The 24,567-nt window shown below is 62.6% G+C and carries 24 protein-coding genes; 13 read left to right on the top strand and 11 right to left on the bottom strand.

Translation table 11 applies throughout. The features are described from left to right. Positions 1-120: 120 nt before the first annotated feature. From ACNAOT_RS03615 to ACNAOT_RS03605, 3 genes are all read left to right on the top strand, one after another. Positions 121-282: a hypothetical protein gene (locus ACNAOT_RS03615; protein WP_420180059.1), complete on the top strand. Its 162-nt coding sequence runs from the start codon at positions 121-123 to the stop codon at positions 280-282. Next, on the top strand, positions 283-2,778 hold the full coding sequence (locus tag ACNAOT_RS03610) for a beta-glucosidase (RefSeq protein ID WP_420180058.1): 2,496 nt from the start codon (positions 283-285) through the stop codon (positions 2,776-2,778). 174 nt (positions 2,779-2,952) lie between these two features. Next, positions 2,953-3,252: a DUF4193 domain-containing protein gene (locus ACNAOT_RS03605; protein ID WP_011773410.1), complete on the top strand. Its 300-nt coding sequence runs from the start codon at positions 2,953-2,955 to the stop codon at positions 3,250-3,252. 109 nt (positions 3,253-3,361) lie between these two features. Here ACNAOT_RS03605 and ACNAOT_RS03600 read toward each other — a convergent pair whose 3' ends face one another. The 3 genes from ACNAOT_RS03600 to ACNAOT_RS03590 form a co-directional block, all read right to left on the bottom strand. Continuing rightward, a complete protein-coding gene (locus tag ACNAOT_RS03600; protein ID WP_420180057.1) occupies positions 3,362-3,757 on the bottom strand; it encodes a LapA family protein in 396 nt (131 codons plus the stop codon). A gap of 187 nt (positions 3,758-3,944) precedes the next feature. Beyond that, positions 3,945-4,175: a hypothetical protein gene (locus ACNAOT_RS03595; RefSeq protein WP_044568518.1), complete on the bottom strand. Its 231-nt coding sequence runs from the start codon at positions 4,173-4,175 to the stop codon at positions 3,945-3,947. Between the two features lie 168 nt (positions 4,176-4,343). Further along, the gene (locus ACNAOT_RS03590) at positions 4,344-4,568 is read right to left on the bottom strand and encodes a hypothetical protein (protein ID WP_420181112.1); all 225 of its coding nucleotides are present in this window, start codon (positions 4,566-4,568) and stop codon (positions 4,344-4,346) included. 116 nt (positions 4,569-4,684) lie between these two features. Between ACNAOT_RS03590 and ACNAOT_RS03585 the strand changes: the two genes are divergently transcribed. The 4 genes from ACNAOT_RS03585 (at position 4,685) to ACNAOT_RS03570 (ending at position 7,157) form a co-directional block, all read left to right on the top strand. Beyond that, positions 4,685-5,161: a MarR family winged helix-turn-helix transcriptional regulator gene (locus ACNAOT_RS03585; RefSeq protein ID WP_420180056.1), complete on the top strand. Its 477-nt coding sequence runs from the start codon at positions 4,685-4,687 to the stop codon at positions 5,159-5,161. Positions 5,162-5,240: 79 nt separating this feature from the next. After that, positions 5,241-5,768 carry an SSI family serine proteinase inhibitor gene (locus tag ACNAOT_RS03580; protein ID WP_420180055.1) on the top strand — a complete coding sequence of 176 codons (528 nt, stop codon included), beginning with the start codon at positions 5,241-5,243 and terminating at the stop codon, positions 5,766-5,768. Then, positions 5,755-6,693: a 3-methyladenine DNA glycosylase gene (locus ACNAOT_RS03575; RefSeq protein WP_420180054.1), complete on the top strand. Its 939-nt coding sequence runs from the start codon at positions 5,755-5,757 to the stop codon at positions 6,691-6,693. The genes ACNAOT_RS03580 and ACNAOT_RS03575 overlap by 14 nt, the downstream gene beginning before the upstream one ends. A 29-nt stretch (positions 6,694-6,722) precedes the next feature. After that, positions 6,723-7,157, top strand: coding sequence for a serine protease inhibitor (locus ACNAOT_RS03570; RefSeq protein WP_243836666.1), 435 nt, complete (start codon positions 6,723-6,725; stop codon positions 7,155-7,157). A 132-nt stretch (positions 7,158-7,289) separates the two neighbouring features. Here ACNAOT_RS03570 and ACNAOT_RS03565 read toward each other — a convergent pair whose 3' ends face one another. Then, the gene (locus ACNAOT_RS03565) at positions 7,290-10,466 is read right to left on the bottom strand and encodes a S8 family serine peptidase (RefSeq protein ID WP_420180053.1); all 3,177 of its coding nucleotides are present in this window, start codon (positions 10,464-10,466) and stop codon (positions 7,290-7,292) included. 297 nt (positions 10,467-10,763) lie between these two features. Beyond that, positions 10,764-13,706: an exo-alpha-sialidase gene (locus tag ACNAOT_RS03560; protein WP_420180052.1), complete on the bottom strand. Its 2,943-nt coding sequence runs from the start codon at positions 13,704-13,706 to the stop codon at positions 10,764-10,766. A gap of 207 nt (positions 13,707-13,913) precedes the next feature. Between ACNAOT_RS03560 and ACNAOT_RS03555 the strand changes: the two genes are divergently transcribed. Both ACNAOT_RS03555 and ACNAOT_RS03550 read left to right on the top strand, forming a co-directional pair. Beyond that, a complete protein-coding gene (locus tag ACNAOT_RS03555; RefSeq protein ID WP_420180051.1) occupies positions 13,914-14,816 on the top strand; it encodes a phosphoglycerate dehydrogenase in 903 nt (300 codons plus the stop codon). Between the two features lie 164 nt (positions 14,817-14,980). Next, positions 14,981-15,925 carry a manganese catalase family protein gene (locus ACNAOT_RS03550; RefSeq protein ID WP_420180050.1) on the top strand — a complete coding sequence of 315 codons (945 nt, stop codon included), beginning with the start codon at positions 14,981-14,983 and terminating at the stop codon, positions 15,923-15,925. Between the two features lie 69 nt (positions 15,926-15,994). Here the strand turns inward: ACNAOT_RS03550 and ACNAOT_RS03545 are convergent, their stop codons facing one another. Beyond that, positions 15,995-16,285 (bottom strand): DUF1540 domain-containing protein, encoded by a 291-nt coding sequence (locus ACNAOT_RS03545; protein WP_017198375.1) that lies wholly within the window; start codon positions 16,283-16,285, stop codon positions 15,995-15,997. A gap of 177 nt (positions 16,286-16,462) precedes the next feature. Beyond that, the gene (locus ACNAOT_RS03540; protein ID WP_017198376.1) at positions 16,463-16,648 is read right to left on the bottom strand and encodes a hypothetical protein; all 186 of its coding nucleotides are present in this window, start codon (positions 16,646-16,648) and stop codon (positions 16,463-16,465) included. A 278-nt stretch (positions 16,649-16,926) separates the two neighbouring features. Here ACNAOT_RS03540 and purS point away from each other — a divergent pair, with 278 nt between their 5' ends. The 3 genes from purS to purL are packed head-to-tail and all read left to right on the top strand — an operon-like array spanning position 16,927 to position 20,256. Continuing rightward, positions 16,927-17,178 (top strand): phosphoribosylformylglycinamidine synthase subunit PurS, encoded by a 252-nt coding sequence (gene purS, locus ACNAOT_RS03535; RefSeq protein ID WP_011773385.1) that lies wholly within the window; start codon positions 16,927-16,929, stop codon positions 17,176-17,178. A 1-nt stretch (position 17,179) separates the two neighbouring features. Beyond that, positions 17,180-17,950, top strand: coding sequence for a phosphoribosylformylglycinamidine synthase subunit PurQ (purQ, locus tag ACNAOT_RS03530; protein WP_178993260.1), 771 nt, complete (start codon positions 17,180-17,182; stop codon positions 17,948-17,950). Then, the gene (gene purL, locus ACNAOT_RS03525) at positions 17,947-20,256 is read left to right on the top strand and encodes a phosphoribosylformylglycinamidine synthase subunit PurL (protein WP_420180049.1); all 2,310 of its coding nucleotides are present in this window, start codon (positions 17,947-17,949) and stop codon (positions 20,254-20,256) included. Before purQ ends, purL begins: the two co-directional genes overlap by 4 nt. A gap of 49 nt (positions 20,257-20,305) precedes the next feature. Here the strand turns inward: purL and ACNAOT_RS03520 are convergent, their stop codons facing one another. The 3 genes from ACNAOT_RS03520 to ACNAOT_RS03510 are packed head-to-tail and all read right to left on the bottom strand — an operon-like array spanning position 20,306 to position 23,396. Further along, on the bottom strand, positions 20,306-21,724 hold the full coding sequence (locus ACNAOT_RS03520; RefSeq protein ID WP_420180048.1) for a putative bifunctional diguanylate cyclase/phosphodiesterase: 1,419 nt from the start codon (positions 21,722-21,724) through the stop codon (positions 20,306-20,308). Continuing rightward, positions 21,721-22,224 carry a hypothetical protein gene (locus ACNAOT_RS03515; RefSeq protein ID WP_178993257.1) on the bottom strand — a complete coding sequence of 168 codons (504 nt, stop codon included), beginning with the start codon at positions 22,222-22,224 and terminating at the stop codon, positions 21,721-21,723. Before ACNAOT_RS03515 ends, ACNAOT_RS03520 begins: the two co-directional genes overlap by 4 nt. Beyond that, positions 22,221-23,396 (bottom strand): GGDEF domain-containing protein, encoded by a 1,176-nt coding sequence (locus ACNAOT_RS03510; RefSeq protein ID WP_420180047.1) that lies wholly within the window; start codon positions 23,394-23,396, stop codon positions 22,221-22,223. The genes ACNAOT_RS03515 and ACNAOT_RS03510 overlap by 4 nt, the downstream gene beginning before the upstream one ends. Before the next feature lie 119 nt (positions 23,397-23,515). Here ACNAOT_RS03510 and ACNAOT_RS03505 point away from each other — a divergent pair, with 119 nt between their 5' ends. Beyond that, positions 23,516-23,809, top strand: coding sequence for a DUF503 domain-containing protein (locus tag ACNAOT_RS03505; RefSeq protein ID WP_420180046.1), 294 nt, complete (start codon positions 23,516-23,518; stop codon positions 23,807-23,809). Between the two features lie 6 nt (positions 23,810-23,815). Here the strand turns inward: ACNAOT_RS03505 and ACNAOT_RS03500 are convergent, their stop codons facing one another. Next, positions 23,816-24,457: a GntR family transcriptional regulator gene (locus tag ACNAOT_RS03500; protein ID WP_420180045.1), complete on the bottom strand. Its 642-nt coding sequence runs from the start codon at positions 24,455-24,457 to the stop codon at positions 23,816-23,818. Between the last annotated feature and the right edge of the window lie 110 nt (positions 24,458-24,567).

Genomic DNA, 24,567 nt, shown 5'->3' with positions numbered 1-24,567 from the left:
AAGGTTCAAAAATCGAGTATCACTCGATTTTTTCTCTGAAAATCTAGTCACACTAGACTTTTGTCGCTAGAGTCTTCCTTCAAGACCCAACGGTGGGTCACCTGTTCATCAGGAGGCAATGTGGCCCTCAATCTCAACCAGCAGGTGGCAGGCGCGGAAACCGCCCGCCCGGAACGTGGAAGCACAAAAGCCGCTTCCCGCGCCTACGTCATCGGCATGCCCATCGCGAGCGCCGGCCTCTGGATGGCCCTCCTCGTCACCCGTATCAAAGGAGTCAAGTAAATGAATCCCTCACTCTCCCCGGCAGTCACCTCGCCACAAGCAGGAGCTAACGATGCGGAAGCCAGGATCCGCGAACTGGCCCGGAGCCTGACGCTTGAGCAGCAGGTCCAACTGTTGACAGGTGCGGACGTTTGGTCCACGCACGCCATCCCGGAGATCGGCCTCTCCCGCGTGGTCATGTCCGACGGCCCGGCAGGGGTCCGCGGCGAAGACTTCGATGAGCGCCACGACTCGGTCTCCTTGCCGTCGTCGTCTGCTTTGTCCGCGACGTGGAGCGTCGAGACGGCGCACCGGTACGGGCAGGTCCTGGGCCAGGAGGCCCGCCGTAAGGGCGTCCACGCCGTCCTGGGCCCCACCATCAACCTGCACCGCTCCCCGCTGGGCGGCCGCCACTTCGAGTGCATGAGCGAAGACCCGCGGCTCACCGCAACCATGGCGGCCGGGTACGTTGCAGGTGTCCAGTCCATGGGTGTTGGCGCCACGCCAAAGCACTACCTGGCCAACGAAGCCGAAACCGAGCGTTTCACCGCGGACTCCGTAGTGGACGAACGCCCCCTGCGTGAGCTCTACCTCGCAGCCTTCGAGGACGCCATCACGGAGGCCCGAGCATGGCTGGTGATGAGCTCGTACAACTCCATCAACGGCACCACCGCCAGCGAGAACAAGCTCCTGGAGACTCCGCTGTCCACCGAATGGGGCTTCGACGGCGTCGTAGTGTCCGATTGGACGGGTGTCCGCTCAGTAGAGGCTGCCAACGCCCACCAGGACCTGGAAATGCCCGGCCCGGTAGGCCACTGGGGACCCAAGCTCCTTGCCGCCGTCAACGATGGCCGGGTCAGCCGCGAGGCGATCCTGGAAAAGGTCACCCGCATCCTCCGCCTCGCGGCCCGTGTCGGCTCCCTCGAAGGCATCCAGCCCGCAGTGACCGAGCTCCCGACGCAACTGGACGGGGCCGCCGTCGCACGTGAAGTCGCCGTCCGCGGCGCCGTGCTGGTCCGCAACAACGGCACCCTGCCGCTGGACGCCAAGGCGCTCAGCCGCGTGGCGGTCATCGGCCACAATGCCGACGAAGCCCGCACCCAGGGCGGCGGCAGCGCCACCGTGATGCCCAAATACACCGTCTCACCGCTGGACGGCCTGCGGAAGGCACTGCCCGACGACGTCACCGTCACCTACGCGCGTGGCGCCAAGGTAGCCGAGGGCATCCAGCCGTTCCCCCGCGCATCCCTCCACAACCCGGTCTCCGACGTCCCCGGAATCCGCGTGACCTTCCTTGCCGAAGACGGTACAGAGATCTCCGGCGAAGATCGCCTGGCCTCGCACCTGATCTGGTTCGGTATTGGAATTCCCGACGGCGCGGCCTCCATTCGCATGGAAACAGTCTGGACAGCCGAGACAGCAGGCGTCCATCACCTCGGAGTCGGCACCGTAGGCCGCATCCGCTTTGTCCTGGACGGAACGGAAGTCTTCAACGACGACGTCAAGGACGAGACCGAAGTTCTGGGCGCCGCCCTTTTCGATCCGCCCAAGACCGTCCACGCCGTGGAAACCACCGCGGACCAGACCGTCCGGATCGAGGCCGAGTACCAACTGCCCAAGGAACAGGTCATCCCGTTCACGGCCATCCTGCTGGGCGAGGAGACAGTGGTTGCGGACCCGCAAGCCGAGATTGACGCGGCAGTGGACGCTGCCCGGAACTCCGATGTTGCAGTGGTGGTTGTGGGGACCAACGCCGCCATCGAATGCGAGGGCTTTGACCGCAAGGACCTGGACCTGCCCGGCTACCAAAACCAGCTCGTGGAAGCAGTAGCCGGGGCCAACCCGCGCACAGTGGTTGTGGTGAACTCCGGCTCGCCTGTCCTCATGCCATGGCTCGACAAGGTGGACGCGGTCCTGCTGGGCTGGTTTGGCGGCCAGGAGTTCGGCAGCGCCATCGCCGACATCCTGCTGGGTGCCGAGGAACCCGGCGGACGCCTCCCCACCACGTGGCCCGCCGCACTGGAAGACGTTCCCGTCCTGAACACCACCCCCGTGGACGGCAAGGTGATCTACTCCGAGGGAATCCACATCGGCTACCGCGCGTGGCACAAGCAGCAAGGCGAAGGCGGCGCAGCTCCCGCCCTCCCCTTCGGTTATGGCCTTGGGTACACAACCTTTGAACTGGGCAAGGCCCACGCGCCGCAGGTAGTCGCCGCCGGGAATGATGTTGTGGTGCACGTACCTGTCCGGAACACGGGCACACGCACCGGGCGGGAGGTCGTCCAGGTTTACTTGGACCGCGCCGATTCCGCCGTGGAGCGGCCCGTTCGCTGGCTAGCTGGCTACGCCGGGACACATCTCGCTCCAGCCGGCACGGAGAGCGTGGAAATACGCATCCCTGCCAAGGCGTTTGCATATTACGACGGCGGCTGGCAGTTTGAGCAGGGCACGTTCCGCCTGCTGGTTGGTCGCCACGCGTCCGACGACTTCCAAGCCCTCGACATCGAGCTTCGGTAATTACATGGAACTTCGGTAATACAGAGGCGAAAGTACGCTGGGTGGCGGGTTTTTTTGCCCGTCGCCCACGTGGTTTTCGCCACAAGCTGCAGAACTGGGGTATGGTATGGAATTTTCGTGGCATGCTGTACGTTGCATACCCGGTAACCCCCTAACACGAAGAGGCATTAAAAAGTGGCAGCCGATTACGACGAACTCCGTACCGATGTAAAAGAGAACCAGGAGCAGTCCCTCCAGGCTCTCCAGTCCGCCAGCGCTCCCACGGCCAAGAGTGTCGTGCTTGAACTGGACGAAACCGATGGCCTCGATGCCAACGGCCCCGGCGGCGAAATCGTCGCTGAAGAACTGGTCATCCAGGTCATTCCGCAGGCAAACGACGAGTTCACTTGTCACTCCTGCTTCCTGGTTCGCCACCGCTCGCAGATCGCACGCGAAAAAGATGGCGTCGCCTACTGCACTGACTGCGAAGGCTAAAACCGCCCACCACCCCGGCGGACTTAACATCGTCAGGGAGTGCCGCCGTCGGGATTAAATTGCGGAAGGACCGGAGCAAACGCTCCGGTCCTTCCGCAGTTAACTGCGTTTAGGGTGCCACTCCCGGGCCACCTGCTGCCTTCTTCCGGCGGTGGTTGTTCATCCTGAGCTGAAGGATGCGCGCCCCGCCCGCAAGGGCCACCAGGACCCCGCCGCCCACAGCCGCTATGAACAGTGTGGTGCCGAGGGCGAGTGTCCCCTCCAGCCCGAAGAACCGGACGGTGATCATGTCCTGGTTCTGGACGAAGAAGACGATCAGCATCACCAGAACCGCCAAGCCCACAGCCACCGCCACCCACAAAGCGGCCGTGCGGGTTGGCCTGTCGTGCCCCGAAGCAGGCGGGACCGCTCGATCCCGCTGCTCCGAACTACCTCGATCCGGGCTACCCCGGTCCGGGCGCGCGGAACCACCCGGAATCCTTGCTGCATCGTCTTGGAAACTCATTGACGGCCCCCTCTGTAGACCAGCATTTACCGTACTACTCACATAATAAGCATCCTGATTAGTTGCTCAACAGTGGCACGGAAAAGGAATCAGGGTCAAGGTGGCTGGCCAGTCAGCGCGTTAGGCCGGTCAACGCATAAGGAAGGGCCGGAGTTCGCGGTCCGGCCCTTCGGCATCTCACGCCTCATTAAAGGCTGTAGTCGGTGCTGGTTGGGCCCGGATCATTGTTCCGGACTGCGTAGTGATGACCCTCAGAGTCGGTTTCGACGTCGAAATTCTTCAGATCCGCTTCGGAAGCGGTCTCGAAGTCATCGTGCTTGTGCACCACGGGGCTGTCCGTGTCGCCGTGGGTTGCGGGTCCAAAAACGGACTGCAGCCGCTCGGTCACATGGACGAAGCCTTCCATTCTGCGTCCCATGTTTTCCACCTCCTTCCTTACCGGAGAGAGAAAAGCGGCATGGCTGGTGCGTGCCGTTCAGTGAGGCCAATTTTACGCCCGAAATCCCCCGCCGAGATGGCATTTAACGCCAATGTTTCCCAAAAACATGGGCATTAAGTGCCACCTCGGCGGGAGGGAGAGGTGCGCTTACCGCAGCGATTTGTCCTCCGGGTTGCGGGGCACTACGTAGGTGCTGCCGTCGGGTCGGCGGAGTGTTTCCCACTGTTGGGTCTCAGCCTGGCGTTGCGCGAGCAACTTCCGGTTGGCCTCGGTCATCTCATGGTCGAGGGAGCTGCTGTGAGCGGGCCCGAAAATCACACGAAACTTCCCTGTCGCGCGCATGAATTTCCGTGTGTAGGATTCCTTGACCACGCGGATCGACTCCTCTTTTAGGCGGTTCAGTAAGTCCATAGTACGCTAATCATTAGTGCACTAACTAATCGCCAAGTGTGCGCTAATAGATCAGGCAGCAAGCACAGGAGGCAGCCATGACAGCCCTTGACGAGTCCACCCGGGAGACCGACGACCTCCTTCTGGAGCGCCAGCTGTGCTTCGCCCTGACAGTGGCCTCGCGAAGTGTTGTGGGCGTCTACAAGCCAGTGCTGGAGCGGCTCGGGCTCACCCATCCCCAGTACCTGGTGATGCTTGCCCTCTGGGAACGAAGCCCCCGGACGCTGAAGGACATCAGCGACAGCCTCCTCCATGAACCCGCCACCCTCTCCCCGCTACTCAGGCGCCTGGAGGAAGCCGAGTTGATTACCCGCGAGCGCGTGCCCGGGAATGAACGGTCACTGGCGGTCAAGCTGACAGACAAAGGTGCCGCCCTTCGCGAGCAGGCCACCGCCGTTCCGGGCCAGATCCGCGAGCGCCTGCAACTCACCCGCGAAGAAGTTGCTGAACTCCACCAGGCCATGACCGGACTGATCGCCGCCACCCAGCAGAAACCCGTCAGCGCAACTCCCTAGCCAAGCCCACAGCCTCGGTGGTGTCCTTGAAGCGAGCACCAAAAGTGCCACGTAAAATGGATGCAACCTAGGAGACTCCATGCGCATGCGATTTGTTCGGCCCTTACTGGCAGTATTGGCCGTCGCCGGCCTCGCCGCGTGCTCAAGCAACCCCACCCCGGGTTCAACCAACAGCCCAACTGAAGCGCCGTCGTCGTCGGCCACTTCAAGCAGCAGCCCAAACAGCACCCCAAGCGGGAAACCCAGCGTGTCAGCAGCCCCCGGCGCGGGAAATGCCGAACTCTCCATCACGCTCGTTGAAACTCCCGATTCCGCCCCTCAGGCGTTCACGCTCGTCTGCACAAATGGCGTGCCCGCCGCCGAAAGCAGCCACCCGTCGGCAGCCGAGGCCTGCACGTCACTCAAGAACGGCCCCTCCCTCCTGAGCCCCGCCCCGATGCGAACGGACCAGGCCTGCACCATGCAGTACGGCGGCCCGGCAACGGCCAAGGTGACCGGTTCAGTGGACGGCAAGGAAGTCAGCGCTTCCTTCAACCGGACGGATGGCTGCCAGATCGCCCTATGGGACGCCGCGAAGAGCGTCCTCGGATCAGATGGCGGCCTTTAGGCTTCGGCACCTCCCCCAGGAGCAATGGCTCGGGCTGGAGGCAGCCCACCATGCACGCGTCGCGCGTTACGCCGATCCCTATCTGGCGCGTCGTTCAGCGGGTAGGAAACACCCCGTGGAGGACTTCCTCTTCACCTACTACACGCAGAAGCCGGGCCAGTTGCAACGTTGGCATCCCGGCGACGGCGTGGTCCTCAGCGGCCAGCGCGCCTTGGAGCGCGTCACCTGGAAGTTCTACAGAGCGCTCGACGACGCCGAACTCGCCTGTGTGGGGCTGGCTCCAGGCACGCCTGCGGTCACCTTTGAGCGGGCCGGCTTCCTTGCCGACCGCGCCGAGGCTGTCCGCTTCGCGGGAATCATCCTCGCGGGTACGGCCAAGCGACCGGCACAGTTTGGATGCTTTGGCCTGCACGAATGGGCCATGGTGTACCGGCAGGAAAAGTTTGAGCTGCGGCATGAATACCTAAAACTGAGGCTTGGCGGCGAGGGCACGGATGCTGTTGTTGAAGAGAACCGCATCCGCTGCTCACACTTTGACGCCTTCCGCTTCTACACACCTGATGCCACCTCGCTGAATGAACTCACGCCCACCCGTGAGAACCAGCGCACCATGGAGCAGCCGGGTTGCCTGCACGCCAACATGGACCTCTACAAGTGGGCTTACAAGCTAACGCCTGCCCTGCCGAGCGAGCTGGTGATGGACTGCTTCGAGTTGTCATGGCGGATCCGCGCGATGGACATGCAAGCGTCCCCCTACGATCTTCAAGAATGGGGCTACCCGCCCATCAGGATTGAGACACCGCAGGGCAAGGCCGAGTACGTTGAATACCAGCGGGCTTTCGCGGCCGAATCCCAGGAGTTGCGGGCCCGCGTGCTCCAGGCAGTAGGACCGCTCTTGGATGAGCTGAGCGGTTTGGCTGCCTGAGCACCCGCCGCCATCAGCGAAAGGTAACCATGGTTTCCGCAGATAACAGCCACGCAGACAAGTCAGGCACTAACAACAGCGGTGCAGATAAGAGCGAGTACGACGTCGACTTGACGGTCACGCTGACGGAGGCACCTGGCGCTGAAAGCCGGGTCTTCCACCTTCGGTCCGCGGCAGGCATCCTGTCGCCTGACCCTGACTCGCTGGACTCGAACTTGCCTGATGCAACTGCGGCGCTGGCCGCCGTCGAGCAGTTCGGTGAGGAAGTCTTCTTTCCCGAGCCTCGGCCGGACCGGATCTGCACGCAGCAGTACGGCGGCCCACAGGTAGCCGTGGTCAAGGGGTGGTTCCGGGGACGCGAAGTCCATAGCCAGTTCAGTAGGACGGATGGCTGTGAGATCGCACGGTGGAAGGCGTTGGCTTCGCTGCTGGGCAACACCGGGGGCTCAACCGGCGCCGTGTAGGTCCGGCCCGTGACACCCAAACCGGCTCACGACACGCAAACGGACTGAGGACACCTGGGTTCAGGTGTCCTCAGTCCGTTTCTGTGGCACGCACGAATTTGCGCGTCGCCGGGTTACTGCATCAAGCGAGCACTAGCCGGCGTTGTTGCCCTGTGTCGGCTCATCAGCGCGGATCTTGCCACCGTGCTTCTTGTCTTTCTTGTCCTTCTTCGGGTCTTCCTCGTCCGGAACCACTACGGTTCCGCCCGGGTTGACCAGGACCGTGACGAAGCTAGGCTCACTGGTTCCTGCAAAGGTCAGGCGACCAATGTAGGAGCCAGGCTCCAGGTTCTTCCAGTTCAGCGAGATCTGACCGGTCTTGCCGTTGGCAAGACGGATCGGGTTCGGCGTCACGGTGGCGTTACCTTGGTTGGCACCCAGCACGGCGGCGTCAACGGTGGCCTTGGTGGCCTGGTTGTTGGGGCTCGCGTACAGGTTGGCGTAGACGTAGTAGTCGCCGGGCGCCGGGTTGGGGACGGACAGGGTTTCGCTGGCCGACGCTGTTGCGGCAGGCAGCTGCTGCCCGGACGGGGTGACCACCAGCATGTCGAAGTCCGCGGCCTCGTTGGAAGAGATCACCGAGAACTTGGCGAGCGCACTGTTCTCGCCAACGGTCACCTTTTTCACGTAGTTGGACGCATTGGTTTCGCCCGCGAACGGGCCGGGGACCAGTTCGACTGCCGAGGAGTCTGCCTTGGAAAGGCCATCAACGGTGACGCCTACCGGCAGGTTGGTGCCCGAGGTGATGTTGATGGTTCCGGAGCCATTGGGGCCCGTTCCCGTGAATGTCAGGGCCTTGTCCGCGATGACGGACTGCGGCCGGACGGCGATCGGGGAGGTGACAGTCTTGTTGGCACCCTGCCAGTTCAAAGAACCCATGGCGAACTTGCCCAGTTCACCATTTTTGTTTTCGAACTGCACCTTGAACGTCTTTTTCTCACCGGGAGCGCCAAAGGTCAGCACGGACGGTGTGACCTTGACGTTGACGCCCGGAACGTTGGCCGATGCACGGTACGTTCCCGGAGTCAGGGCAGTGAGGGTACGGGTAACCTCCACTTTGCCTGCGAGGTTGCCCAGCGCAAAGGAGGGAACGTTCATGTCCCGCGCCTGCGTGGTGCCCAGCCCTTCCATGCCCAGATCCATGCCTGTGCCCTGGATGAACTTCAGGTAGTCCTCGGTGGTGGCGTCGTACACCAGGCCCGGCGAGAGGACCTTGGCCGGATCCACCTGTCCGGCGCCTGTGGCGAAGACATCCTTGTTGATGGCGCCGTTGGCCAGTTTGACCGGACCAGCGGTGGTCATCATGGCTGATTTCACGGTGGCCGGGGACCACTGCGGGTTCTTGGCGAGGATCAGGGCGCCGAAACCGGCAACGTGCGGGGAAGCCATGGACGTTCCCGAGAGGAAGCCGAAGTTATCTCCACCGGTTCCGATGGGCGAAACGCCAGCGAGGATAGCGACGCCGGGAGCGGACACGTCAGGCTTCAACAAGTCCGAGTCGGTAGCAAGCAGCGGACCACGCGAGGAGAATCCTGCGATCTGCGGCTGTGCCTCAGCGGGCAGGCCCGTGGTGTCGCGGTTCAGCAAGGAGACGGTGATGGCCGGGTTGGCCGTGACCTTGTCCTTGATGGTCTGAGTGGCGGGCGGGTTCACGTGAACGGTGGGAATGACGTGCTTGTCGGTGTCCAGGGAGGAATCGGTCAGGTTCACCAGGATCATGCCCGCGCCACCACCGCGAAGGACCTCAGCGCTCTTGGCGGTACGGTCAACAACACCACGGTCACAAACAACAACCTTGCCGGCTACCTTGGCCGGGTCCAGCGAGCCCGGAGCACAGAGCGCCGCGTTGCCTTCACCGCTTGCAGCGTTGGTGGAAAGCACGACGCCGGCCCCGCTCACCTCGCGGTTCATGATGCTCGCTCCGCGGAACTTGCTGCCATCGGAGAACTCAACAGTGCCCTGGAGCTCCTGCGAGAAGGACGTCGCGGCAACCGTGGTCAGCCATGGTGCTCCGTGGTTTACGGTGCTGGCGGTCGGTCCGGAGTTGCCCGCCGAGGTTGCCACAAAAATGCCTGCGGAAGCTGCCGACAGGAAGGCCAACGAGACGGGATCGGTGGTGGAGGTGGTTGAACCCGAGATGGAGTAGTTCAATACATCCACACCGTCCAGGATGGCCTGCTCGATCGCATCCACAGATGCGGAGCCGTAGCAGCCCCCCGTGGCCGGATCCGTATCTTCCCAGCAGACTTTGTAGACGGCGAGCTTGGCGGCGGGTGCGATGCCGCTGGTGGTTCCGAAGCTGCGGCCATCCACTACGGCGTCAACGTTGGCATTGCCCGCTGCCGTACTGGCTGTATGGGTACCGTGGCTGTCCACGTCGACGGGAGAGATTACTTCTTCAGGGGCACGGTTTTCCGGGGGAACGGTTTCCAGGAAGGCGTCAGCGAAGTAGTGGGTGCTAAGAACCTTGGAGTTGCAGGCGCTGCCATCGTAGTCAGCACCCGTGTCGGTACCGGGCTGGCATTCGCCGACGAAAGTACCGCCGTCGGCCTTCAGCATGGCGATCTTGCCGTCAGCGGTGCGGTACGGAACGCCCACCTGGGCATTGCCCACCAGCGGGCCAACAGGCTCACCGGCGAAGAAGGGGTTGGACGGGGTGTAACCGGTGTCGATCACGCCAACAACGGTGCCCTTGCCGGCGTTGTCCTGTCCGCCGTACTGGGTAGCCCAGGTTCCGTTGGGGCCGCTGAGCTTGAGGAAGTCGGTAGTGGAGTAGTCCGGAGCATACTGCGTGTCCGGTGCCACCATGAGGACCTTGGGGTCCTTGGCAAGGTTGATCGCCTGGTCTGCCGTCAGGTTGGCACTGAAGCCATTGACAGCGGTGGTGAAGTCGCGCTCGATGGTGACGTTTTCCTGCTGTGCAACTTCCTGTTGCTTCTGCTGCAGGTGCTGCTGATATTCCTTCACCTCAGCGCTGTCGGCGTCGATCTTCTTGCCTTCTTCGGGCTTGGTGGGCGCAAGCCCGGCCGTGCCGCCGTCGTAGGTAGCTGCAGGCTTTTCGGCCAGGACCACCATGTATCGGCCGTCCTTGTAGGCGCTGGGGTCAAGGTTCTTCTTGGCCACGCCTGCAACATTCCCGGGCGTCTCCGGGGCGGGAGCGGCCTGGGCGGGCATCGCCATCGACGAGAGCAGCAACGGCAGGCCAACGGCAAGCGCCGCAGCCTTTCGAAGTCCCCCGCTTCTGACGAAGCTCTTTCCTTGTGATTTCACGAGTGGTTGCACCTTTCACTGAGGGAGGACCGGGCTCCATCGCCCAGGCCTGTCAACTTTTAGTTGGTTGAACCTTTGACAGTTCCTGTCAAAGCCGCGCAACCAGCCGAGTCACAGAGTACCTAGTGAGAGCCAAATATGACATACAGCACATTTCAAGTTTTTTGTCTTGTCATAGGAGTCCGGCCGCTTACCACGACACCCATACTCATCTGCGCCACACAACAGCGTCGGCGACACCCATATTTGGGTGTCGCCGAGCCGTCTCCGTGGCCTCAATGAATCTGCGAGTCGCCCCTACCCCCGAGGCGTCACCTGGAGCCGGTCGAAGGAAACCTGGACGCCGTCCTTGTCCAGCACCACCACGTCATCACGGCCGTTCTTCACGTCCGGGGGAAGGATGAACTCCACGGTGTTCTCCGTGGTGGGGAAGATCCAGCCAAGGCGGTAGCCCTTTTTGTTGAGGTACACGTAGTACCACTGCCCGTAGTCGAGCCCCTTCAGCACAACCTTCTGGCCAGTGCGGTACTTATCCGCTGTCCCCAGGTCAAAGGGCGGCGTGCCCAGATCCTGGCTGGCCACGGCAGGTTCAGTGCCCGGCTGTGCTGGCTGGACAGTCAGCTCAAGGGGATCACCCGATGCCGATGCGGCCGCTTCCTGGGAACCGTTCCTGGCCGTCACGTCAAAGCTGACAGCGCCCAGCTTGCCGGCTGCCACCTCTGATTCCGTCAGCAGGTGTGTACGGGTTGCGCTGACTGTGGCACCCGCCGCGAGCGTGGCTTCCGAAATGCCGGCACTGGGTGCTTCAAGCCCGGTCACCGCTACGTTGCCGGCGTTGCCCACAATGTAGGTGTACGTCACGGGATCGCCGACGCTGGCGAACCGGTCTCCGTCAGCGTCGCTCCATTCCGCGGAGACTGTCGCCTCCAGCATGACGTCACGGACCTTCAGGTCCACTTCGCCGCCATTCACCGGGTAGGTCTTGGTGGTTTGGCCCGCAGAGCTGACCTCCCAGGCGGTCTGGGGGACAAAGAAGCCCTGATCGGCTTCCTCGGCGGTCACCGTGTGGCGTGGGGTGGTGCACTGATAGCTCTGCCCCGAGGGGAGCACCCCGTAGCGGCAGTTGCCCGGTCCTTCCGGGAGGAACGGGCTGAAGTTGCCGGCGGTCGGAACCACTTTCTCCACCAGCGGGCTCGTGTTCTTCACCGTGAAGGTATACGGGACCAGATCGCCGGCCGCGTACGGCTGGGTTGCAAGATCACGCCCGACGTCGGCACGCGCCCCGCTGATGTCGGCCGTCAGCAGGCCGTCCCGCAAAGCGACTGCAGCGCCAGTGAACGGCACCGTTGTGGTGAGCGACGGCGTCGTACTGGCTGTGATGCTGAAGCTCGCCTCCGGCACGAAGTAGCCGCGTTGGACGTCGGCAGCCGTGATCACGTGTTTGGCGGTGGTGCAGTTGTAGCTGGCACCTGCGGCCAGGTTGTTGAACCGGCAGTTGGGGGCCGACGGCGGCAGGAAACCGGAGTCGAACGCCCCGGAAACCGGTACCGCGTTGGCCGTGACGTTGGAGGTGCTCTTGACGTTGAGGGAGTAGCTGAGGGTTTCGCCCACCTGGTACGGGTTGGCCACCACATCGCGGGACGGAGCTGAGCCAGTGATGGTGAGCCCCACCTGCGGGGCTACCGGCACAGTCGCCGTGAAGGTGAACTGCGAAACCCGGCCATTCGCCGTCGTGAAGGCTGCGTTAAGGTTCCGCGGGCCGCTGGCATTCGCCGGCGCGGTGAGCGCCACGTTAACGGTCACCGAGGAACCTGGGGCTACATCCGGAACCGGCACCGTGGTAGCTGACCAGCCACTGGGGGTGTAAATGGTGGCGTTGGCACCGGAAAGCGTGGTGGCTTCCTGGTTGGTGACGGTCACTGGCACCTGCTGGGTGGCCCCCGGCGCGGTGGTGACAGCAGGGACAGACAGCGGAGCGCAGGCATAGTTCAACCACGCGTCGTCGAACTTAGCGAACGGCATGTTGTCCGTGTAGTTGCCCTCATAGAGCACGCCGAATTTGCCTGCTTCCAACCGGGTCACCGTGGAGTAGGCGGAGAAACCTGCCCGAATGGTACGGACGCCCGGCCACGTCGCGCCGTCGTCACAAGAGACGCGCGCCGAGACGTTTTCCCGTCCGGTCTTGGAGTTGGCGTTGGTGAAGATCAGCTTCCTGGCGTCGGCCGAACCCTGAGCGGCATCCGGGAACATGCGCGCGATGGCGCCGTTGTTGGCCGGGTCCGGCAGTTCGGTGTCCTGGGTGACGGGACCATACGTGGCACCGCCGTCCGTGGAAATGGCCACCTTGCGATAGCCCTGGTTGGCGTTGTCACGCGAATTCAGGAGCACGCGGCCATCAGAGAGCTCAACGGTCTTGTTCTCATCCATCCTGTCGCCCACATTGGCGCCCTTATGCCAGGTTGCACCATGGTCATCGGAGTAGACGCTGTAGGCCTGGATCTTGTTGGTTCCATCAGCCTGGCGGATATCACCGGCGTACTGCTGGATGAGGCGTCCCTTGTACTGGCCGTACTTGAGCTGGATTCCCTCACCCGAGGAAGCGAAGTTGGAGCGGATATCACCGGCCACAGGGCTGGTCTTGCTGGTTCCGGGCTTGGTGACATTCGTAATGAGCCGCGGCTGGCTCCAAGTAACGCCACCGTCCGAGGACTCGATGACCGCCGAGGAAATCACTGACCGGTCCGAATCGTTGTTGCCGAACTGGCTCCCACCGAACCCCTGGTCCTTGGAGTACACAAAGAAGTTGAAGACTTTGCCGGCCTCGGCGTCGTAGATGTAGGAGGGGTCGCTGTAGCCGTATCTGGGACCGCTGGCGTCGCCCACATGTCCGGCGGCAATAACGGTGACAGGTCCCCACGTCTGGCCACCGTCTGTACTGCGGCGCTGGACGATCGAGTTGGGGTTCGGAGCATCCGCGGCAGAGCCCGGACGGCCGTCCCATGATGCGAGAACCACGTTGTTGCCCAGATACGTCAGGGCGGGGATCCGGTAGAAGAAATTGGCGGCGGTGCGGTCGGCGCCGATATTGGCCTCAGTAAAAGTGCCTGGCGCAGCCGCAGGGTTGCTGGGCGGGATGGGGGCGGCGGACGCCGGAAGACCGAGGCCGGCCAGGAGGCCCAGGCTCAGTGCGCCGGCAACGGCGAGTCGGGCGAGCGATGGTGCAGGGGGTGTGGACTTCAAATTCAGTGTCCTTTCGAATCGGCTCCGAGGTGTCACATCACACAGTTCGTGTTACGTGCTACGTCGAACGTCCTACAACCCTATGGTGTGTGGCGTCACATTGCTAGAGATGAACCTGCTTGCCTTTCAACGAGCTGCAAAGCGGTAGCCTCGAAGTGCCACCCGCCGAGCCACTTTTGAGCAGGCCACTTTAGCAACGGAGCCGCTGTGAAAATCCTTGTCCCCGACACCATCAAACTGGACCTTCCTACGCCGGACGACGAGGTGGTTGTGTATGAGGTGGACAAGCCCATCCCCGGCGAGCACCGCGACGCGGAGGTGCTGGTGGTATGGCGGAACACCGCGGACAACCTGGCCGATGCAGCCAGGGAAATGCGCCAACTCAGGCTGGTCCAGACGCTCGCAGCAGGCCCGGATTCAGTGCTGGCAGCAGGCTTCGGGGACAACGTGGCCATCACGTCCGGCCGCTCCCTTCACGATGGCCCCGTGGCCGAACACGCCCTGACCCTGATTTTGGCGGCGGTACGCCGCATGGACCAGTTGATGGATTCCCAGAAGGGCTACACCTGGAACCAGCCGTACAACGCGGCCCAGTCCGCGCCTGACACGGAGCAGCTCTACACGCTCGACGGCGCCAACGTCACCATTTGGGGCTTCGGCTCCATCGCCGGACGACTGGCTCCCCTGCTGGCCGCTTTGGGAGCGAACGTCACCGGCGTCGCCAGCTCCAAGGGTGAGCGTTACGGCTTCCCCGTAGTGGCTGACGACGACTTCCCCGAAGTCCTGCGCACCACCGACGTCCTGGTCTCCATCCTGCCGGCGACCCCGGAAACCGCGGACGCCCTGAACGAAGACATCCTGCGTGCCCTCCCGAACACCGCCATCTTTGTGAACGTCGGCCGCGGCGCCACGGTGGACGAAGACGCCCTGCTTGCAGTGTTGCTCGAAGGCAGGCTGCGCGTAGCCGCCGTCGACGTCACCAAGGACGAACCGCTTCCCGCCGACTCCAAACTGTGGAGTGCACCGAACCTGATCATCACGCCCCACGTGGCCGGCAACCGCCCCAAGGGCGCCGCCAAGCTCGTGCTGGCCAACATCGAGGCACTCTAGGAAGGCAACGCATTGACCAACCAAGTTGCCGGCTAACGCCTGGGAATCAAATCGATATTTTCATTGCCTCCAAATAGTAAGCATGCTTATGGTGGGTGCGTCCGGGGTGGCCAGCAGAGGGTTTCCATCCCAAACACGCAGCATGAACAACGTGAGGAATCGCAATGTACCTGCACACCCAACTTCTCATCAACGAAATCGCCGCAGACGAGCCCGACCCCGCCGCAGCAAACGCCCTCCAGGAAGGTCTCGGCGGACAATTCGGTGAGATGCGCACCATGATGCAGTACCTCTTCCAAAGCATGAACTTCCGGGGCGACGCCGCCTCGAAACCCTATAAAGATCTTCTTCAAGGCATCGGCACTGAAGAGATCAGCCACGTGGAACTCATCGGAACCACCATTTCCCAGCTCCTGGACGGCTCGCCGCGATATCAAGGCAAGAAGACCGACCCTGTGGATGAGCCGGGAGCCAAGGGCGCCACACCATTGAACATCGCACTGGACCACAGCAACATCCACCACTATCTGGTGGGCGCACAGGGCGCATTGCCCGTGGATGCCGCCGGCAACCCGTGGAGCGGTTCGTACGTCTACAACAGCGGCAACCTGGTCCTGGACCTGCTGTACAACCTGATGCTGGAATCCACCGGCAGGCTACAGAAGTGCCGCATTTACGAAATGACGGAGAACAAGACAGCCCGCTCCACCATCGCGTACCTGATCGTGCGAGACCAGGCCCACGAGAATGCTTACGCCAAGGCACTGGAAAGCCTGGGCGTGAACTGGGGCAAGGTACTTCCCATCCCGAAGACCAACGCTGAGCAGTTCCCGGAAGTCAAGAAGCTTTTGGACAAGGGCCTGCAGAGCATCCAGTACACCTTCAGCGCGGACAACCTCAGCGAAGCCGGCAAGCTTTTCCGTGGAGCTTCCCCGTCCAACGATGGCACCGAGCTAACCACCGATGTCATGCCCGACGGCTTCCCGATGACCATGTCGCCGGAGCGCAAGGAAGAGTTTGCGCCAGGGCTGGACCCCGAACTCCTGGCACTGATCCAGGCCGTGGCAGAGCAGGAATTGCAGGACGCGAACAACCCCAAGGGCGGCTAGCCCAACGGTAAGCGCATGGAAAAGCGGGCCTGACCTCCATGGAGGTCAGGCCCGCTTTTGCGAGAACTATCAGGCGTGCTCGTACGTCAGGCAGTCGGCGGCTTCGCGGCCGGGCCCGACCTTGACGTCGTGTGCCTCGCACATGAGGTTGTTGTTGTGGACGCACTCGGAGCGCTGGCAGGCACCTACGTGGGCGAGGACCTTTGGAAGGCCGCCCATGGCATTGGTGTCAATGAACGTTGCGCAGGAAGCGTGGTCCTGGCTGCCACCGATGGTGATTCCGAAAGCGGTGCAACCGTTGTGGTTGAATCCGCACGTGCCAACGCTACAGGCGGATACTTCGGCAATGTGTTCGGTCATTGTTCCTCCTGGTTTGGATCCTGAAAGGTACTGGCCTTGAAAGGTACTGGGGGCTGAACCCCTGGTGTCCTTCCAAACTACGCCGGAATCACACCATTTAACCGCTTTGAATAGCGCATTTGTATGTGCCCTAATCCGCGCCATTCCGCCGAAAATCGGCCCTCCGGAGGTTAGGGCCTACTTACTTGGAGTGCGCAGGGCGTCGCTGATCCTGGCCCGCGTTTCCTTGTCCAAAGGCGCGGTAACGCGATGCTCCCGGGCGGCTCTGTCCGCCATGATTTTCTGGATGACCATTCGGCCCAGACCTGCAAAAACGGCTGCGGCCACTACGCCCAGCACCATCGATTTCGGTTTCTCAGCCATGCCGCAATCTTAGTGACGGCGGACAACCGCGGCCAGCGATTTCTGCCATCACGGCGGGGTGCCCTCGCGCAATCCGGCTGAATAGGGTATGTGCCTTGATCCCGGTAGAATAGGTGTGCAAGCTCGCGGAGCGCCCCCCATGCCGTTCAAACATTGCAGTTCACAACGTGTTTAGCCCTGTGCTAAAACGCTGTTTGGATGCGGCTGAACGGCGTGAGACGGCACCTCCGCGGCAGCCTTATTTAAGGTTCACCCAACTCACGCACAGGAGTTACCGGATGCCCCGGATCGTCGTTGACGTCATGCCCAAGCCCGAGATTCTGGACCCCCAGGGGAAGGCCATCGTGGGTGCTCTGCCCCGCCTCGGCTTCAACAGCTTCAGCGCAGTCCGCCAGGGCAAGCGCTTCGAACTGACCGTCGACGGCGAGGTGACCGACGCTATCCTGGCCCAGGCCCGCGAAGCTGCCGAGACTCTTCTGTCCAACCCGGTGATCGAGGATGTTGTCAACGTCGAGGTCGTCGAGGCCTGATATGACGTCGATTCCCCTGATTGGCGAGGCAGTGGCCGTCGCCGCAGAGCCCCGCTTGGCCGGCGCCAAGATCGGCGTCGTGACCTTCCCCGGCACCCTTGACGACCGCGACGCCGCCCGTGCGGTGCGGCTTGCAGGTGGCACAGCGGTTTCCCTGTGGCATGCAGATACCGAACTAGGCGACGTTGACGCTGTCATCATCCCCGGCGGTTTCTCCTACGGTGACTACCTCCGCGCCGGTGCCATTTCGCGTTTCGCGCCGCTGATGTCCAAGATCATCGATGCTGCCAACTCTGAGGCCAAGCTCCCGGTTTTGGGTATTTGCAACGGCTTCCAGATCCTGACCGAGTCGCACTTGCTGCCCGGTTCCATGATCAAGAACGACCACCTGAAGTTCATCTGCCGCGACCAGACACTTCGCGTGGAGAACGCCAACACTGCCTGGACCGTGGACTACGCGGACGGCCAGGAAATCATTGTGCCGTTGAAGAACCAGGACGGCCAGTACATCGCTGACGAGAAGACCCTGGATGCCCTTGAGGCTGAGGGCCGCGTGGTGTTCCGCTACGTGGGCTTCAACCCGAACGGCTCCCGTCGTGACATCGCGGGTATCTCCAACGCAGCCGGCAACGTGGTGGGCCTCATGCCGCACCCCGAGCACGCTGTGGAGACCGGCTTCGGCCCGGAATCGCTTGACGGTGCACCCCGCGACACCGACGGCCTCGGTTTCTTCACCTCCGTTTTGACCAAGATTGTGGGAGGCGACAAGTGACCACGGAAACCACCAAGAAGTTCAACATCGACACCGTTGAGCACGCTGCCAAGACCCCGGACACGGAACTCCCGTGGGCTGAGCTGGGCTTGAAGCAGAACGAATTCGACGAGATCGTCAAGGTCCTGGGCCGCCGCCCCACCGGCGCCGAGCTGGCCATGTACTCCGTCATGTGGAGCGAGCACTGCTCCTACAAGTCCTCCAAGAACCACCTTCGCCAGTTCGGCGAGAAGGTCACCGAGGAAATGAAGAAGGACATGCTGGTTGGCATCGGCGAAAACGCCGGCGTCACCAACCTCGGCGACGGCTGGGCCGTGACGTTCAAGATCGAGTCCCACAACTCGCCGTCGTTCGTTGAGCCTTACCAGGGTGCCGCTACCGGCATCGGCGGCATCGTCCGCGACATCATTTCCATGGGCGCCCGCCCGGTTGCCGTGATGGACCCGTTGCGTTTCGGCGCGATCGACCACCCGGATACCGCCCGCGTCATGCACGGTGCCGTTGCCGGCATCGGCGGCTACGGCAACTGCCTTGGCCTGCCGAACATCGGCGGCGAAATGGTCTTCGACTCCGTCTACCAGGGCAACCCGCTGGTGAACGCACTGGCCGTGGGCGTCATGCGCCACGAGGACATCCGACTGGCCAACGCCTCCGGCAAGGGCAACAAGGTTGTCCTGTTCGGTGCGCGCACCGGTGGCGACGGCATCGGCGGCGCTTCGGTGCTGGCCTCGGAGTCCTTCGATGACACCAAGCCGTCCAAGCGTCCGGCCGTCCAGGTGGGTGACCCCTTCGCTGAGAAGGTCCTCATCGAATGCTGCCTGGAGCTCTTCAAGGGCTCCCTGGTTGAAGGCATCCAGGACCTCGGCGCTGCCGGCATCTCCTGCGCCACGTCCGAGCTCGCCTCCAACGGCGACGGCGGCATGGAGGTGGAATTGACCTCGGTCCTGCTCCGCGACCCCACGCTGACCCCGGGCGAGATCCTCATGTCCGAGTCCCAGGAACGCATGATGGCCGTTGTTACCCCGGAGAACATCGCAGCCTTCGAAGCTGTCATGGACAAGTGGGCCGTGGAGTACTCCTGGTTGGGTGAGGTCACCGATACAGGTCGCCTCATCATCACCTGGGAAGGCGAAGTAATCGTCGACGTCGATCCCCGCACCGTTGCGCACGACGGCCCGGTCTACGACCGTCCGTTCGCCCGCCCGGAGTGGCAGGACTCGGTCCAGGCCAACTCCTTCACCGGATCTGTTGAGGATGCCGGCCGTCCGTCCGCTCCCTCGGAGCTGGCTGGGGCCGTCACCGAGCTCGTGGCTTCACCGAACATGTGCAGCAAGGACTGGATCACCAAGCAGTACGACCGCTACGTTGGCGGCAACACTGCCATGGCGTACCCGGACGATGCCGGCGTGGTCCGTGTTGACGAAGAAACCGGCCTGGGCGTCGCCCTGGCAACCGACGCCAACGGCCGCTACACCTACCTGGAGCCCTACCAGGGTGCACAGCTCGCGTTGGCTGAGGCCTACCGCAACGTTGCCACCTCGGGCGCTGTTCCGATGGCCGTCAGCGACTGCCTGAACTTCGGTTCCCCTGAGGACCCGGATGTCATGTGGCAGCTCGCCGAAGCCATCCGTGGTTTGTCCGACGCCTGCATGGAACTCGGCATCCCGGTCACCGGCGGCAACGTCTCGCTCTACAACCAGACCGGCACCACGCCGATCCACCCCTCCCCCGTGGTGGCAGTTCTGGGCAAGCTCGACGACGTCGCCCGCCGTACGCCGTCGGGCTGGCGCGAGGACGGCCAGGCCATCTACCTGCTGGGCACCACCGCAGCAGAGCTGGACGGTTCGGAATGGTCCAACCTCCGCGGACACCTTGGTGGCCTGCCTCCGAAGGTTGACCTCGCAGCTGAGCGCGGCTTGGGCGAGATCCTGATCAACGCTTCACGTGACGGCATGGTTGACGCAGCACACGACCTCTCCGAAGGTGGCCTGGCGGCCGCCCTGGTTGAGTCCTCGCTGCGCTACGGTGTCGGTGCCCGCATCGCCCTTGAAGAACTCATGGAACGCGACGGCGTGGACCTGTTCACCGCCCTCTTCTCCGAGTCGCAGGCCCGGGCCATCGTGTCCGTCCCGCGATCCGAAGAAGTCCGCTTCAAGGACATGTGCACCGCCCGCGGCTTCGCCCACCTCCGGATCGGCGTTGTTGACGCTGCCGGCGGAAAGCTGGAGATCAACGGTGTGGACGAGCTCTCCCTGGACGCTCTCCGTGAAGCACACGAAGCCACCCTGCCGAAGTACTTCGGCTAAGAGCAGGCAAAAACAACGCGGGGCCACCTATGTGGCCCCGCGTTCCTGTTTAAGCCGGCCACACCACTTGCCGGGCCAACTGCTCAGTGAACTCCATCTCCGGCAAGGGCCGCCCGAAGTAATACCCTTGCCCGCTCGCGCAGCCGATACTCCGGAGCGCCTCCGCCTGTTCGGCGGTCTCGATCCCCTCCCAAACACCTTCCAGGCCACAGGAGCGGATGACTTCCTGGATGGCGGCCACGAAGCCGAGCTGCGAAGGGTCCTTGCCCAGGTCCTTTACGAACTGACGGTCCACTTTTACCCGGTCCACAGGAAGTTTCCGCAGGTAGCCCATGGAGGAGTACCCGGCGCCGAAGTCATCGATCTCGAGCCCGACTCCCAGCCTGTGCAGGCTTGCCAAGGTGTAGCGGTCCAGCTCGTTGTTGTGAATGATGGCGCTCTCGGTGAGCTCCAGCACCAGTGATTCCGGGGCCAGGCTCTCCTCCGCCAGGGCTTCACCGACGTCGTCCACGAACTCGAGGCTTTGAAGGTCGGCGGCAGAAACATTGATGCGCATGGAGAAGTCGTGCTGTTTGGTGGCCGGATTATCCCGCCACCGTCGCAACTGGCCGACGGCCGTCCGCAGGACCCACCTGCCCAATTCCGCGATCAGGCCAGTGGCCTCCGCAACGGGAATGAACTGGTCCGGCATGATCAGCCCATGAACGGGGTGGTTCCAGCGAACCAAAGCCTCGCAGCCTTCGATCCTGCCAGTGGAAAGCTCCACGATCGGCTGGTAGAAGAGGACCAACTGATCAGAACGGATGGCTTCGCGGAGCTCTCCCACTATTTGCCGCTGGAGTTGCCGCGCGTGAAGGGTGGAAGGATCGAAGACTTTGAGCTTGTTCCTGCCCTCGTTTTTGGATTCTTCCATGGCCAGATCGGCCTCTTGCAGAAGGTCCTCGATGCTGTGATGTGGTTCAGCGGTGCGCAGCCCAAGGCTTGCGCCGCAGCGGATGCTGTTGTTGCCCAGGTCGATGTTCGGTTCCAGCGCGGCCAGGACGCGGTTCCCGACGGCGGTGGCCCGGCTTTGCGGGGTAGCGGGCAACAGCACCGCGAATTCGTCGCCCCCAAGGCGGGTGACGACGTCGTTCTCCCGAACGGCCGAGCGGATGCGCATGGCAACGGTGACCAGAATCTGGTCCGCTGCGGCATGGCCTGCGGAGTTTTTCAGTGCCTTGAACCCATCCAGGTTCAGGAGGAGAAGTGCCGGCGGGACGGCGCCATTGGCCGTGGCTGCTTGGGCTTCGATGAAGGAATTCACCAGTGCTTGGCGGTTGCCGAGCCCGGTAAGGGCGTCCGTAAGGGCCTCGCGGCGTTGTTCATAGCGTGCTCTGTGGAGCTCCTCCATCAGCGCCTGTACGTGCCGCTCCAATTTTTCGATCCGTGAATCAACGGGGATCAACCTGTGGTGCTTGGAGCCTCTCACGACTCTTCCAAGCGTCGCAGGCTGGAGTCGGCGACAGCCTGCGGTTTGGCCACTGGGTTACGGCGTTCGTCCAGGAACAGCCGGTATGACGCAATGTCCAGCCTGCCGTCCGGTTCCACCTTGTTTCCGGCGCGGTACACGTGGGTGATCCACGCCCCGCCAAGGATCGCCTCAATCCAAGCGTCGCATTCTGCGAGCGGGAGGTGCACGCGGGTACCGGTGTTCCTGCGGTGACCGGCAATGGACACTGTGATGCAGCTGCCCAGGAGGCCCTTGTCCGCCGTGAACCAGGCGAGGCCTTCGACGTCGGCCACGATGGTGAGGTTCGCGTTGCTGTCCTCCACCGATTGAACGGGACTCATCCTTACCGAACGCCGGTCCGCGTTCAGCATTGTGGGTGTTCCAGCTTTGTAAGGAGGGCTTGTGATGCCTTGCCGGAACGCGGATAGTTCCTGGGTGTGCTGGATCTGGATCCGGGTGGTGAGTTCGTTGAAGGTCATGATCTTGCCTCATCCGCGATAGTGGCCGCCTCGGGGCGGGCTCCTACAATCCTGTTTCTTCCTTGCGCTTTCGCGCTGTAAAGGGCTGCGTCCGCTACCTCGATCATGAAATTTAGGTCGGCTGCAGCGGGAATGCTTGATGTGACTCCGTAGCTGATGGTGGGGAAGACAACGCCCTCTGGAGTCGGCAAGGCTGCCATCCGGCGGCTGATTTCCGTAGCGATGTTCTCGGCCCGGTCCTGCGTAGCTCCCGGCAGGAAGAGGACGAACTCTTCGCCTCCATAGCGTCCGATGAGATCTGTGGACCTGACCGAGGCTGTGCAAACATCAGCGAATGCCTGCAAGGCCACATCCCCTGCCCCGTGACCGTGTTCGTCGTTGACGGCTTTGAAGTGGTCCAGGTCGGCCAGGACTACGGCGGCGCCAGACCCTGTGGAGTGAAGGCGCTCAAGTTCCGTGGTGGCGAGGTCCAGGAATGCTCCGCGGTTGAGGAGTCCTGTGAGATGGTCGCGGGTGGCACGCTCCCGGAGGCCTTTGATGAGTTGGTCGCTGGTCAGGGCCGTCATGCTGAAGGACACCGTGACCAGGAGAACCATCGATATCAGCGCTGACGGTCCGGGCCCAAAATACGTGCGGAACGTGTAACTGCCCGGCCCTTCGAGGGCATAAACCATCCAGCGGCCCAGATAATAGGCTGCCAGCAGGCCTGCGGCGATGGACAGGGCTTTGTGGACTTGCGAATGCGAAGACTTGATGAACCAGAGATCGTACGCGGCCAACGCTATGCCCAACGTCATCATGGCCAGATAAACGAGGCCGCCGGACCAAACGTTACTCCCGGGGCTTTCCAGAAAGGATGCGATAGCCGTGACGGCCGGACCAAAAGCCAACTGCCAGGACGCGGCTTTTCGGTCCCGGAGGGTCTTCGCTCCGGCCCACACGCTGAAAGCGCCTGCCACCACCAGGACGTTGCCCAAGGGGTTGGCCCATTGTTGGTGGGGGGTTCCGTTGAGGAGGAAGGCGGCATTCCCCGCCATGAACTCGAGCAAGGCCAGGCTCCACCAGCCTGCATACGGCGAGCGCGTGCGGTGGAATGAAGTACAGAACAGCACCAGGAGGGTCACCGTAACCACGCCCAGCGCGACCCTCACCGAGAATGCATCGAGCTCCATGTCCAACCCCCTCAGCTGGTCACCCTCCGGCCTTTGAGTTCAGTGTCCCGGGGCTTACTCAACCTGGATGCGAATTTTGCTCAAGATTGGCTCAAGATGCAGGCAAGTAATAATGAACCATGTGGATCGGTTGGATTGAGTTCGACTTCCTCTTGGGCGATGTCCATAGCCTCAAGGAGAAGCGGTCGCTGGTACGGCCCCTCGTGGCTGAGCTCAAGCGGCGTTTCGAGGTTTCTGCCGCTGAAACGGGCATGCAGGACCAACATAGGCGAGCGCTGGTGGGTGCAGCTGTGGTGGCCGCCGACCACGCGCACCTTCAGCAAGTGCTCGACGCCGTTGAACGGTTCGTGGCTGCCCGGCCTGAGTTTGAGCTGCTGAGCGCACGGCAGCGGGAGCTGCACAGCGAGGACTAGCAGGGCTCAGTAGCCGATGACCGCCAAGCGGGTGGAGTCCAGATGGGCATCAATGGCCTGATGCGCGGCGTCGAGGCTTCGACTGCGGAGGGCGTCAACAATCAACTGGTGTTCACGGAGGACATCCCCGGCGCGATCGGCGCCTTGGCTGACTGCCTTGACGCCGATCCTGAGCTGCTTTTGCCGGAGGGAAGCATAGAAATCGGCAAGCACAGGGTTGCCCCCTGCCCGGACCATCAGGGTGTGGAATTCGGTATCCAGCTCAATGAACCTGGCTGGGTCTTCCCGCGCTTCCTGCTGCTGGTCAATGATGCGCTGGAAGGCGTCGATCTGGGCGTCAGGCATGGTCTCCACGGCTGAGACCGCCCACTTTTCCACTACCGCCCTGGCCTGCAGGATGGCGCGGACATCGGGGTCTGAGATCGGCGGGACGTAGGCGCCTTTATGCGGGACGCGCTTGACGAATCCCTCGGCTTCGAGGCGCAGCAAGGCTTCACGCACAGGTGTCCGTGATGTGCCAGTGGTCTTTGCCAGGACCCCTTCATTGAGGAAGGTTTCCTCCTCGCGAGGGAGCGCTGCGATGTAACTTTTCATCCACTGGTAGGCCACTTCTGGCTGCGACTGCGCAGTGGGGGTCATCTGGATCATGCAGAGCCTTTCTCGCTAGCCCAGTATACGAGTTGCATTCAGAACGGAGCGGAGTGCTGAAAAAACTTCTGGTTCAAATATAGACAGGTTGTATACAACTCGTCTACAGT

It is taken from the genome of Paenarthrobacter sp. TA1.8 (assembly GCF_048595705.1).
In the GTDB taxonomy this organism is placed as follows: Bacteria; Actinomycetota; Actinomycetes; order Actinomycetales; family Micrococcaceae; genus Arthrobacter; species Arthrobacter nitroguajacolicus.
This window is presented reverse-complemented; position numbering and strand designations above follow the sequence as displayed.

Bases quoted from the DNA above. Each gene is read 5' to 3' on its own strand.
- ACNAOT_RS03545 (WP_017198375.1), bottom strand. From the start codon at position 16,285: ATGACCGAACACATTGCCGAAGTATCCGCCTGTAGCGTTGGCACGTGC.
- purQ (WP_178993260.1), top strand. From the start codon at position 17,180: ATGACGTCGATTCCCCTGATTGGCGAGGCAGTGGCCGTCGCCGCAGAG.
- ACNAOT_RS03575 (WP_420180054.1), top strand. From the start codon at position 5,755: ATGGCGGCCTTTAGGCTTCGGCACCTCCCCCAGGAGCAATGGCTCGGG.
- ACNAOT_RS03610 (WP_420180058.1), top strand. From the start codon at position 283: ATGAATCCCTCACTCTCCCCGGCAGTCACCTCGCCACAAGCAGGAGCT.
- ACNAOT_RS03580 (WP_420180055.1), top strand. From the start codon at position 5,241: ATGCGCATGCGATTTGTTCGGCCCTTACTGGCAGTATTGGCCGTCGCC.
- ACNAOT_RS03505 (WP_420180046.1), top strand. From the start codon at position 23,516: ATGTGGATCGGTTGGATTGAGTTCGACTTCCTCTTGGGCGATGTCCAT.
- ACNAOT_RS03550 (WP_420180050.1), top strand. From the start codon at position 14,981: ATGTACCTGCACACCCAACTTCTCATCAACGAAATCGCCGCAGACGAG.
- ACNAOT_RS03600 (WP_420180057.1), bottom strand. From the start codon at position 3,757: ATGAGTTTCCAAGACGATGCAGCAAGGATTCCGGGTGGTTCCGCGCGC.
- ACNAOT_RS03585 (WP_420180056.1), top strand. From the start codon at position 4,685: ATGACAGCCCTTGACGAGTCCACCCGGGAGACCGACGACCTCCTTCTG.
- ACNAOT_RS03500 (WP_420180045.1), bottom strand. From the start codon at position 24,457: ATGATCCAGATGACCCCCACTGCGCAGTCGCAGCCAGAAGTGGCCTAC.
- ACNAOT_RS03515 (WP_178993257.1), bottom strand. From the start codon at position 22,224: ATGACCTTCAACGAACTCACCACCCGGATCCAGATCCAGCACACCCAG.
- ACNAOT_RS03540 (WP_017198376.1), bottom strand. From the start codon at position 16,648: ATGGCTGAGAAACCGAAATCGATGGTGCTGGGCGTAGTGGCCGCAGCC.
- ACNAOT_RS03510 (WP_420180047.1), bottom strand. From the start codon at position 23,396: ATGGAGCTCGATGCATTCTCGGTGAGGGTCGCGCTGGGCGTGGTTACG.
- ACNAOT_RS03595 (WP_044568518.1), bottom strand. From the start codon at position 4,175: ATGGGACGCAGAATGGAAGGCTTCGTCCATGTGACCGAGCGGCTGCAG.
- ACNAOT_RS03570 (WP_243836666.1), top strand. From the start codon at position 6,723: ATGGTTTCCGCAGATAACAGCCACGCAGACAAGTCAGGCACTAACAAC.
- purS (WP_011773385.1), top strand. From the start codon at position 16,927: ATGCCCCGGATCGTCGTTGACGTCATGCCCAAGCCCGAGATTCTGGAC.